Below are 9,674 nucleotides of genomic sequence, written 5' to 3'. Positions count from 1 at the left end.
GACGGAGCTCACCGAGTGGCCGGACCTCGCCGCCGAGTTCCTCGAACGTGAGCACGTACACGGCGATGCGCGTCCTCGAGACCCGGGTCGGCGACGTCGGCGCGTTCGTCGCGGACCGCCTGTTCACGCCGCTCGGCGTCGACGGCGTCACCTGGGAGCGCTGCTCCCGCGGGTTCGTCGCCGGCGGGGCCGGCATCGCGCTCCGCACCGAGGAGGTCGCCCGCCTCGGCCGCCTGGTGCGCGACCGCGGCGTCGTGGACGGACGGCGCGTCGTCGGGGCGCGGTGGTGCGACGCGATGCACACGGACTGGGTCGTCCGACCCGACGCGGACCCCGGCTACGACCGGTACGCGATGGCGGGTTGGGGCGGGCCAGGGCGGCTCTGGCGCCTGCACGGCGCGTACGGCCAGATGGTCATGTCCGCCGACCACGCCGTTGTCACGGTCACCGCCGACGACCACGGCGGGGCGGACGCCTTCGCGGTCGCCGTGGACGCGGTGCTCGCCCCCTAGCGGCGCGGCCCGTCACCGGGGCGGGGACCACCGGACGGGAGGCACGTGGCGGGGCCGCACCGTGCCTCCCGTCCGGTGGGTGGTCGCGTCACGCGACGGGCGGGGCGAAGGCGGCCCCGGCGGACGCAGCCGAGCCGTCCCACCCGGTGGCACCGGCGGCGACCGCTGCACGGAGCAGGACCTCGCCCGTCCGCGAGCCGTCGCAGACCACGCGGACGCCGAGCGCGCGACCGACCCGGACGATCGACGCGACGGCGGCGGCGTCGCGGTCCGTGAGGGACGCGACCAGGAGCACGTCCGGGGCCGGCGCGAAGCCGCGGAGCGCGGATCCCCAGGTGTCCGCATGCAGGAGGGTGCTGCAATACTCCTCGGAGACGAGCCACCCGTACCGCTCGGCACGGTCGTGCGCGTCCAGGACCACCAGCGTGCCGTTCACGGGTGACCACCGTGGCGGGGGAGGGGGACTCCGTCGTGACGGACCCGGGACAGGAACGACGCGTCGCCGTCGTCATCGAGGACGACCTCGACATCCGCTACCTGCTCGAGCAGGTGCTCATGCAGGCCGGTTTCTCGACGGTCAGCACCGGCAACGGCGAGGACGGCGTGCGCGCGGTCCTCGCGCACGAGCCCGTCGTGACGACGCTCGACGTGTCGCTGCCGGGGATCGACGGCTTCGAGGTGGCGCGGCGCATCCGGGAGTCGAGCAGCACCTACATCGTGATGATCTCGGCGATGGGTGACGAGATCGACATCCTGCAGGGCCTCGAGGCCGGTGCGGACGACTACCTCGTCAAGCCCTTCCGGCCGCGGGAACTCCGGGCCAGGCTCGGGGCGATGCTCCGGCGTCCGCGCATCGCGGAGCCCGCGGCGCCCGAGGTCGGCGACCCGGACGGCACCGGTCCGCTCGCCGCGAGCGAGGTCCCGGTCGCGTCCGCCGCGCCCTCGGCCGTCCTGTCCGTCGCGACGGTCACGCCCGAGGTCCCCGCCCCTCCGGTGGCCGCGGACCCGCCGACCTCGCCCGACGGTCCGGCGTCGCCGGGCTCGCCGGCTTCGCCGGTCGGTCCGGCCGACGTCGACGGTGCGTGGGTGCACCACAACGGGCTCGCGATCGACCAGGAGGCCCGGCTCGTCCGGGTGGACGGCGTCCCGGTCGAGCTGACCAAGACCGAGTTCGACCTCATCGCGACGCTCGTCGAGACCCGTCGCCGCGTCCGGTCCAAGGCGGACCTGGCGCTGGCCGTCCGGAACGACGCGTACGTCACCACCCACTACATCGGCGACGCCGACCGGCGGAACAAGCTCGCCGACGACCCGAACGCGCCACGCTTCGTCGTGACGGTCCGGGGCGTCGGCTACCGGCTGACGGGGGAGGCGGCATCCCTCAGACCCGGTACCCGAACTGGCGGCGGAGCAGCTTGCCGACCATCCCGAGGGTCTGCATCGCCGTGATCACGGCGAGCACCGGCCAGCCGAACCACAGGATCGTGGACTGCGCGACGACGTCGAGCTGCAGCCATCCGTACACCGCGGCGGCCATCACGAGCAGGACGATCGCGACCGGCGCCAGGTGCGCGTTGCCCGAGCCGCGCTCGGCCTTCGCCTGCTCGGCCCAGTTGTCGGTCTGCTTCTTGCTCGCGAAGCGGGTCCACGCGCGCAGGAAGTGGCCGAGCCGGATCCACATGTAGACCTCGGCCGGGGCGATGAGCGCCGCGAACAGCACGTCGCGCCACGTGCGGTGCTTCATGGACGCGACGACCCGCAGGTTCAGCGCGACGGCGACCACCGGCGGGACCAGCCACAGCGGGCTGAACACGAACGCGTGGATCGACAGGGACGCGACGAGCAGCAGCACGAAGAGCACGCGCGTCAGGAAGTTCATCGCCATCGAGGCGTGCTCGACCCAGCGCAGGCGCAGGTTCGGGTGGAACGGCTGCCCCTTCGTGTCACCGCGCTGCCCGGGCCACATGAGCTAGGGTGTGCATCCCGCCGACGTCGGCGCGGGCGCGGGCGCTGATCTTGGTGAGGTACCCGGCGCTCTTCACCTGGAGCGAGAGCAGGGAGTCCTCGACCTCGCTGTCCTTCACCCACGGCGAGCCCTGGTGGTTCGCGTCCATGACCTCGTGCAGGGCGCGCATCGAGAAGATCGAGAACTGGCCGCCGAGGACCGCCATGTTCCGGCCCTTGAGCATGTTCTGCATGTTGAACGCGGCGAACCGATCGAGTAGATCGCGGAGATGCCGCCGATGCGCGCGTCGGAGACGATCTCCTGCGCCAGCCACTCCACGGCGTCCGGGTGCGCCGTGGTGTCGCCGTCGACGCCGAGCATGTAGTCGCAGCCCTCGATGAGGCTGAAGCCGTAGTTCAGGGCCCCGACCTTCTTGTCCGGGTTCTCGCCGATGTCGTGCACGTAGACCTCGGTGCGCTGCTCGACGCCGTCGCGCTCGACCACGTGCGGGCCGGCGAAGTCCGCGGCGACGTCGAAGGTCCGGTCCGTCGTGTTGTTGATCACGACGTGCACCACGTCCGGCAGCCGGGTCTGCTCGAGGAGCGAGGTGAGCACGGCGGCGATGCTCTCCTCCTCGTTGTAGGCCGGGATGACGCAGCCGATGGACGGGCGGTACTCCGGCAGCGCCTGCAGGTCGTCGAGGACCGACGCGGCCAGCTCGGGGTCGTGGCGGCGCGTGTAGCGGCTGCGGTCGGCGGCGGTCGAGGTGGTGGGGACCGTGCGGGGGGCCTCGGTGGGTCGGGTGGCGGACACGGGGTGCTCCTGATCGTTCGGGTCGATGCGGTTGCACCGAGTCTCCGGGCCACCGCTCTGCGCCGGCGCTACCATGGCGCAGCGGATCCTCAAGATCTGCTCTGGACGCAGGAGTGGGGGCGACGATGACGGTTCGGCGGGGGTCGGTCGTGGGGCGGCCGCCGACGGGGCGTCCGGTCGTGGCGCGGGCTGCAGCCGTGTCGGCGCTCGCGGTCGGTGCGGTGCTCGTGCTCGCCGGGTGCGGGACGCCGCCGTGGGAGGTCGCGGCATCGGCGTCCGCGTCGGCATCGGGGGCACCGTCCGCGTCGGCGTCCGGGGCGCCGTCTCGCACGCCGTCCGCGAAGCCGTCCGCCGTCGGTGGGGACCTGGCCTCCGGGGCGGCGAGCCGGACCCTGCAGGCCGGCGACCTGACGGTGGACGTCCGCTACTGGTCGACCCTGCCGATGGACGAGTGGACCCCGGGAGCGGACAAGCCCCTTTCGATGTCCGTGACGACCCGGTCCGGCGGCGATGCCGAGGTCCGGCTCGTGCGGGCCGCCGTCGCCGTGTCGTACCGGACGGGGTCGGGCGCCGACGTCGCGTCGGACGGCTCGCCCGCCGAGCAGGCGGACGGTCAGGGCTACGCGGTCGCCGCGCCGCAGTCGTGGTCCGGGACCTTCGTGCTCGGGGCGGCTCCCGCCGAGGCCGCGCGGCTCCGGGCGATCGTGACGCTCGTGTTCACCGAGACCACGGCGGGGAGCGGCGGCGCGACGGCACAGCAGACCGCGACCGACACGCTGTCGATCGACCTCGCACCGGCGGGCTGACCGCACCGGAGGACGGGCGGTCGCGGGGCGTCGTCAGTCGTCGGTCTCGAGGTCGTCGAGCCGGTAGCCGAGGTCGTCGGTCGAGGTCGTGCGCCAGGTCGCCGTCGGAACGGTCGGGACGCGGTCCGGCGAGACCGCCACGAGGGCCGTCTCGACCTCGGCGCGCCAGGCAGTCAGGTCGCACTCCTCCTGCCGGACGAGCGCCACGACCCGGTCGTGCTGCTCGGTCCACAGCGGGGCGTCCGGCGGGACGACGTCCCGGAGCGCCCGGGCCAGGGCAGCACGAGCGGCGTCGACCGTCTCGGAGCCGAACGCGGTCCCGAGCAGCGCGGCGTCGCCGACGGTCACCGCGAGGCGGACGACCGACACCTGGTGGTAGTCCGCGCGGTCGAGCATCCGCAGCGCCGCCGGGAGCGCCTCGGCCCGCTGCGGGACGCCGTCGCCCGCGGCCGCCGCCTTCCCCGGGCGGACCCGGAGCACCGTGCAGACGAGCCCGACCGTGAGCAGCACGACGAGCCACACGACCAGCACGCGGGTGGCCGACCCGGCGAAGAGCGCCGCGGCGATGCAGACCAGGAACGCCCCGACGATGCCGACCGCCGCGTCGAGGGCACTCCGGGGGACGTCCGGCCGTCGTGCGCCCGATCGACGGCTCACCAGCGCGGTGGCGAGCAGGACGAGGCCGCAGCCGACCGCGGTCCAGAGCAGGTAGGGGTTCACGCGACGGGCTCCGTCCGGTCAGGTCCCGCTGCCGGGATCGTCATCGTCGCGGTGGTGCCCTCGCCGAGCACGCTGAGAACCGTGAGGTCCCCGCCGTGCCGCCGGGCGATCTGCCGGCAGATGGCGAGGCCGAGCCCGGTGCCGTGGATCCCCGTGCTCCGGACGCTCTCGGCGCGGAAGAACCGCTCGAACAGCCGGTCCTGGTCGGCGTCGGCGATGCCGATCCCGTCGTCGCGCACGATGAGCCACACGAGGTCGCCGACCGCGTGCGCCCCGATCTCGACCCAGCCGCCGTCGTGGTTGTACTTGACGGCGTTGCTCACCAGGTTGTCGACGACCTGCCGGATCCGGAAGGCGTCGGCGACCACCGTCACGGGGGACGCCGCCGCGCTCGTCCGGAGCGTCACCCCGGCGGCGCGGGCGGCGGGCTCGGCGGCCTCGACCGCGGCGTCGACGACCTCGAGCAGGTCGCACGGTGCGAGCACGAGGTCGACACGTTCCTCGCGGGCCGCGTCGAGGATGCCGCCGACGAGCTCGACGAGTCGTTCGGCGTTGCGGGAAGCCACGTCGAGCAGGCGCTCGGCGTCCGCGGGCAGGCCGTCCACCTCGCGCGCGAGCTCCACGGAGCCGAGGACCGCCGTGGTCGGTGTGCGGAGCTCGTGCGACACCGAGGCGACCAGGTCGTCCCGGGCCTGCAGGGCACTCCGCTCGGCGGTGACGTCCCGCGCGACGAGGACGCCGCCCCCGCCGCCCTCGTCGGGCAGCAGGCGCGTGCTGACCGTGTACGTCCTGGCTCGACCGTCCTCGCGCCGGACCGGCACGAGCTCCTCCTCGAGCTCGGCGCCGTCCAGGGTCCGCCGCACGAGCGACCCGACCCCGTCCGCCGTGGTGCGGGCGGCGAGGTCCCGGGCGGCCGCGCCGCTGCGCCCGGCGTTCGTGACCGTGGTGTTCCCCTCGGCGTCGAAGGCGAGCACGTCGAAGTCCACCGACTCGAGCACCGCGCGGACGAGTTCCTCGCGCGCGGTGACCTCGCCGAGGCGCCGACGGAGCAGTTCGGCCTGGTCGTGCAGGAGCGCCTGCCGGGCTCGGGCACGGCGAGCCAGGGCGGCCGCGGTCCCGCTGACCGCGGCGATCACGAGGGGGAGTGACACCAGCCGGGCGGTGTCGCCGGAGTCGATCGTCACCCACTCGCCGGGCGCGCCGACCCAGAGCAGGCCGACCGTGAACGCCGTGGTGGTCGCCGCACCGGGGAAGCCGAATGCGTACCCGGACCACAGCGCGGGGAGTGTGAACAGCGCGCTGATCCCGACCGACGGCACGTCCCCGCGGATCAGGGCGATCGCGGCGACGTCGACGGCGAGCACGGCCGCGAACCACCGCGGGTCGACGGTCGTGGGGACCGCGGCCGCGACCGCGAGGGCCGCCAGCGGCAGCGCGGTCCCCAGGGCGGCGAGCACCCCGACCGACTCGCCACGGCGAGCTGGTTGCGGAACGCCCGCAGGCCAGCCCGCTCGTCCCGGTCCGTGCGCGTCCCCATGTGGACATGCTGGCACGCGCGCGGCGTGGGAGGATCGTCCGGTGCACCAGGAGTCCCGACCCGTCGCCGTCGTCATCGCGGCCATGAGCGAGGAGCTCGCCGCCGTCGCCGACCTGTTCGGCGGTGTGGTCCTGCAGGACGGCCCCGTCGGCGGACACGACGAGCACCACCTGCTCGACGTCGGCGGCCGGACGGTCGCCCTCCGCCGCAGCGGCATCGGCTTCACGAACGCCACCGCCGCCGTCGCCCACTGCTTCCACGACTTCGGCGCCGTCCCCGTGATCAGCGTCGGCACCGCCGGTGGGCTGATGCGCGGGATCGCCATCGGCGACGTCGTCGTCGGCGACCACTACGTCAACGTGAACGCGGACGCGACCGCCTTCGGGTACGCGCTCGGCCAGGTGCCGGGCATGCCGCCGGGCTACGCGCCGGACGCACGGATGGCCGACGTCGCCGCTGCCGCCGAGACACCGTACCGGGTGCGATCGGCCACGATCGGCTCGAGCGAGGTCTTCGTGACCGAGGGACGGGCGCGCGTCCTGCGCGAGGCGTTCCCCCAGGTCGCGGCCGTCGACATGGAGTCCGCGGCGATCGCCCAGTTCGCCCACGTGCACGACATGCCGTTCGTGTCGATCCGCGGGATCAGCGACCTCTGTGCGCCGGACGGCGACGAGTTCAAGGAGCACCTCGACGACGCGTCCGCGCGTGCGGCGCGCGTCGCGCACGACGTCGTCACCGACCTGACCGTCTGACGGGCCGACGTCCGCGCCGGACCGGGCCCCGTGCCTCCTGGCCGGTGGGGGATGCCGCGTCAGCGGCGGCGCCTGCTCGCGATCAGTCCGCCGAAGACCAGCACCACCGCGATGACGAAGACGATCAGCTGGGCCGGTTCGAAGCCGTCGAGGTTCATGGTGTGCTCCTCCCGCGCGTGTCCGCGCTCTGTTCGTCGCCGACGGTAGGACGCCGTTCCTGTACGCGTCGAGGTGTCGGGGTACAGCGAACGGCAGGCCGGTCTCCGCACGGCTGTCCACAGGTGGAGGTCGCCTGCGAACCGGAGGCGCCCGTCGGTGCGATGATGATCCGCGGTCGTCGCCCGGACGACCCTGACGGAAGAGACGCGCGTGACCGAGACCCGCTCACCGTCGCCCACCACGGACACCGTGGCCGACGACGGCCACGTCCCCGGCAAGGGCGTCGTCGCGCTGGCACTGGCGGCGCTCGGCGTCGTCTTCGGCGACATCGGCACCAGCCCGCTCTACGCGCTGCGCACCGTCTTCACGATCGACGGCGGCATCGTCAAGGCGACGCAGGAGGACGTCTACGGCGTCATCTCGATCATGTTCTGGAGCGTCACGGTCGTCGTGTCGATCAAGTACGTGCTCGTGCTCATGCGGGCCGACAACAACGGCGAGGGCGGGGTGATGGCGCTCGCCGCCCTCGCACGGCGGCTATACGCCGAGCGCCGCGGCGGGGCGACGATCTTCCTGGTGGCTGTTCTACGGCGACTCGGTGATCACACCGGCGGTCTCGGTGCTCTCCGCGGTCGAGGGCCTGTCCACCGCGGCGCCGTCGGTCGAGCATGATCCTCGTGCTGCTGTTCGCCGTCCAGCGGTTCGGCACGGGCAAGGTCGGCAACCTGTTCGGTCCCGTGATGCTCCTGTGGTTCGTGGTGATCGCGGTGGCCGGCGTGCCGCACATCATCGCGCACCCGGGCGTCCTGCAGGGGCTCTCGCCGACCTGGGCGGTCACGTTCCTCGTCGCGCACCCGTACATCACGTTCGTGGCGATGGGGGCGGTCGTCCTCGTCATCACCGGGGCCGAGGCGCTGTACGCCGACATGGGGCACTTCGGTCGCCCGGCGATCCTGCGCGCGTGGTTCTTCGTGGTGTTCCCGGCGCTCGTGCTCAACTACCTCGGCCAGGCGTCGCTCGTGCTCGAGGACCCCTCGGCGGCGAAGGACCCGTTCTTCCTGCTGTTCCCCGACGGTCTGCGGCTCCCCGTCGTGGTGCTCGCCACCGCGGCCACGGTGATCGCGAGCCAGGCGGTCATCAGCGGGGCGTTCTCGCTGACACGGCAGGCCGTGCAGCTCGGGCTGCTGCCGCCGCTGACGATCCGGCAGACCTCGCGTGAAGAAGGCGGCCAGATCTACCTGCCCGCCGTGAACCTGCTGCTGTTCATCGGCGTGATGGCGATCATGCTGGCGTTCCGGTCGTCCGCGAGCCTCGCGACCGCGTACGGGGTGTCCGTGACCGGCGCGCTCGTCGTCGACACCCTGCTGCTCCTGCTCGTCGTGAAGCCGCTCTGGCAGTGGAAGACGTGGAAGCTCGTGCTCGCCGCGGTCGTCTTCGGTGGGCTCGAGCTGACCTTCCTCGCCGGCAACCTGTCGAAGATCCTGCACGGCGGGTGGGTCCCGCTCCTGATCGCGCTGGCCGTAGGAGCGCGAGGGGTCCCTCGCCGAGTTCATCGAGCGCGTCAACACGAAGCACATCCCGCGGGTCGAGGGGATCGCGATCTTCCCGCACCCGAACAAGGAGACCACCCCGCTCGCGCTCCGGGCGAACGTCGAGCACAACCACGTGATGCACCGGACCGTGCTCATCGTGTCCGTGCTCACCGCCAACGTGCCGCACGTCCCGCACGCCAAGGCGTTCTTCCGCGACGACCTGGGATACGAGGACGACGGGATCGACCACATCACCGTGAAGTTCGGGTTCTCCGACGACCAGGACCTGCCCCGTGCCCTGCACGCCGCGTGCCTGGCCGAGGTGCTCGACATCGACCCGGACGAGATGCAGCACGCGTCGTACTTCATCTCCCGCGGCGCGCTCCGGCCGCAGCCGGGCAACCGGGGCATGGCGCGGTGGCGGAAGAAGCTGTTCGTGGGGCTCGCGCACAACGCCGCCGATCCCGCCGCGCGGTTCGGGCTGCCGGCGCAGCGCACCGTGACGATGGGCAGCGACGTCGAGATCTGACCGCGGCCGTGGGCTGCGTGCCGCGGTGCTGCTCGTTGCTCCGATGCTGAGCACCGTCCAGCCGGACGGCGTAGCGTCCGAGCAGTCGTTCCGCCATCCGGGCTCCTGCGGCACCGAGCGGAAGCCGCCCCCGATGGCACACGTGCACCCCCTCACCTGGCGACAGGACTCCGCGACGACGTGGTGTGCGCTCGAGGGGGACACCGTGCTCGGGACGATCGTGCTCGAACGGCAGTACGAGCTCGCGTCGGTGGACGGGGCCGTCCGGGGATCGCACAGTGCGCTCGGGAGTGCGCAGGCGCAGCTCGAGGCGTGGTACCAGTGGTCGACGTCGTCGCCGGGGGACGGCGGACGCTGACGCGCGCGCGT

11 protein-coding genes and 3 pseudogenes are annotated in these 9,674 nt (G+C 73.1%); 8 read left to right on the top strand and 6 right to left on the bottom strand.

The features are described 5' to 3' along the window. A pseudogene (locus HUN58_RS12065) lies at nucleotides 1-512 on the top strand (hydrolase); the annotation flags it as partial. An 88-nt stretch (nucleotides 513-600) separates the two neighbouring features. On the opposite strand, the gene HUN58_RS12060 reads toward HUN58_RS12065, so the two are convergent. Then, entirely contained in the window at nucleotides 601-948 is a 348-nt protein-coding gene (locus HUN58_RS12060) for a hypothetical protein (RefSeq protein ID WP_058741171.1), read from the bottom strand. Between the two features lie 2 nt (nucleotides 949-950). On the opposite strand from HUN58_RS12060, the gene HUN58_RS12055 reads away from it, so the two are divergent. Next, a complete protein-coding gene (locus HUN58_RS12055) occupies nucleotides 951-1,961 on the top strand; it encodes a response regulator transcription factor (RefSeq protein ID WP_254631474.1) in 1,011 nt (336 codons plus the stop codon). On the opposite strand, the gene HUN58_RS20950 is transcribed toward HUN58_RS12055, so the two are convergent. The 3 genes from HUN58_RS20950 to HUN58_RS20940 are packed head-to-tail and all read right to left on the bottom strand — an operon-like array spanning nucleotide 1,894 to nucleotide 3,270. Next, complete coding sequence (locus HUN58_RS20950; protein ID WP_302694570.1) at nucleotides 1,894-2,478, bottom strand: hypothetical protein; 585 nt, start codon at nucleotides 2,476-2,478, stop codon at nucleotides 1,894-1,896. The genes HUN58_RS12055 and HUN58_RS20950 overlap by 68 nt on opposite strands. After that, the gene (locus HUN58_RS20945; RefSeq protein ID WP_302694569.1) at nucleotides 2,456-2,626 is read right to left on the bottom strand and encodes a hypothetical protein; all 171 of its coding nucleotides are present in this window, start codon (nucleotides 2,624-2,626) and stop codon (nucleotides 2,456-2,458) included. The genes HUN58_RS20950 and HUN58_RS20945 overlap by 23 nt, the downstream gene beginning before the upstream one ends. Beyond that, nucleotides 2,593-3,270: a glycosyltransferase family 2 protein gene (locus tag HUN58_RS20940; protein ID WP_302694568.1), complete on the bottom strand. Its 678-nt coding sequence runs from the start codon at nucleotides 3,268-3,270 to the stop codon at nucleotides 2,593-2,595. The genes HUN58_RS20945 and HUN58_RS20940 overlap by 34 nt, the downstream gene beginning before the upstream one ends. 125 nt (nucleotides 3,271-3,395) lie before the next feature. On the opposite strand from HUN58_RS20940, the gene HUN58_RS12045 reads away from it, so the two are divergent. Beyond that, nucleotides 3,396-4,076, top strand: coding sequence for a hypothetical protein (locus tag HUN58_RS12045; protein WP_208745458.1), 681 nt, complete (start codon nucleotides 3,396-3,398; stop codon nucleotides 4,074-4,076). Nucleotides 4,077-4,109: 33 nt separating this feature from the next. On the opposite strand, the gene HUN58_RS12040 is transcribed toward HUN58_RS12045, so the two are convergent. Further along, the gene (locus HUN58_RS12040; RefSeq protein WP_114848840.1) at nucleotides 4,110-4,796 is read right to left on the bottom strand and encodes a hypothetical protein; all 687 of its coding nucleotides are present in this window, start codon (nucleotides 4,794-4,796) and stop codon (nucleotides 4,110-4,112) included. Next, a complete protein-coding gene (locus HUN58_RS12035) occupies nucleotides 4,793-6,253 on the bottom strand; it encodes a cell wall metabolism sensor histidine kinase WalK (RefSeq protein ID WP_208745531.1) in 1,461 nt (486 codons plus the stop codon). The genes HUN58_RS12040 and HUN58_RS12035 overlap by 4 nt, the downstream gene beginning before the upstream one ends. A gap of 121 nt (nucleotides 6,254-6,374) precedes the next feature. Between HUN58_RS12035 and mtnN the strand changes: the two genes are divergently transcribed. From mtnN to HUN58_RS12020, 5 genes and pseudogenes are all read left to right on the top strand, one after another. Beyond that, entirely contained in the window at nucleotides 6,375-7,085 is a 711-nt protein-coding gene (mtnN, locus tag HUN58_RS12030; RefSeq protein ID WP_114848842.1) for a 5'-methylthioadenosine/S-adenosylhomocysteine nucleosidase, read from the top strand. Nucleotides 7,086-7,454: 369 nt separating this feature from the next. Next, nucleotides 7,455-7,811 (top strand): annotated as a pseudogene (locus HUN58_RS20580) (KUP/HAK/KT family potassium transporter); the annotation flags it as partial. A gap of 31 nt (nucleotides 7,812-7,842) precedes the next feature. Further along, nucleotides 7,843-8,707, top strand: a pseudogene (locus tag HUN58_RS20575) (KUP/HAK/KT family potassium transporter); the annotation flags it as partial. An 88-nt stretch (nucleotides 8,708-8,795) separates the two neighbouring features. Further along, nucleotides 8,796-9,305, top strand: a complete 510-nt coding sequence (locus HUN58_RS20570; protein ID WP_368075805.1) for a KUP/HAK/KT family potassium transporter — start codon at nucleotides 8,796-8,798, stop codon at nucleotides 9,303-9,305. A 133-nt stretch (nucleotides 9,306-9,438) separates the two neighbouring features. Then, nucleotides 9,439-9,663 (top strand): hypothetical protein, encoded by a 225-nt coding sequence (locus HUN58_RS12020; RefSeq protein ID WP_141860408.1) that lies wholly within the window; start codon nucleotides 9,439-9,441, stop codon nucleotides 9,661-9,663. Nucleotides 9,664-9,674 lie beyond the last annotated feature (11 nt).

This window comes from Curtobacterium sp. Csp1, assembly GCF_013347185.1.
The sequence above is the reverse complement of the archived record's forward strand: the minus strand, read 5'-3'. Positions and strand labels throughout refer to the sequence as shown.

Coding starts and splice junctions, on each gene's coding strand:
- HUN58_RS20950 (WP_302694570.1), bottom strand. CDS start 2,478: ATGTGGCCCGGGCAGCGCGGTGACACGAAGGGGCAGCCGTTCCACCCG.
- HUN58_RS12020 (WP_141860408.1), top strand. CDS start 9,439: ATGGCACACGTGCACCCCCTCACCTGGCGACAGGACTCCGCGACGACG.
- HUN58_RS12045 (WP_208745458.1), top strand. CDS start 3,396: ATGACGGTTCGGCGGGGGTCGGTCGTGGGGCGGCCGCCGACGGGGCGT.
- HUN58_RS20945 (WP_302694569.1), bottom strand. CDS start 2,626: ATGGACGCGAACCACCAGGGCTCGCCGTGGGTGAAGGACAGCGAGGTC.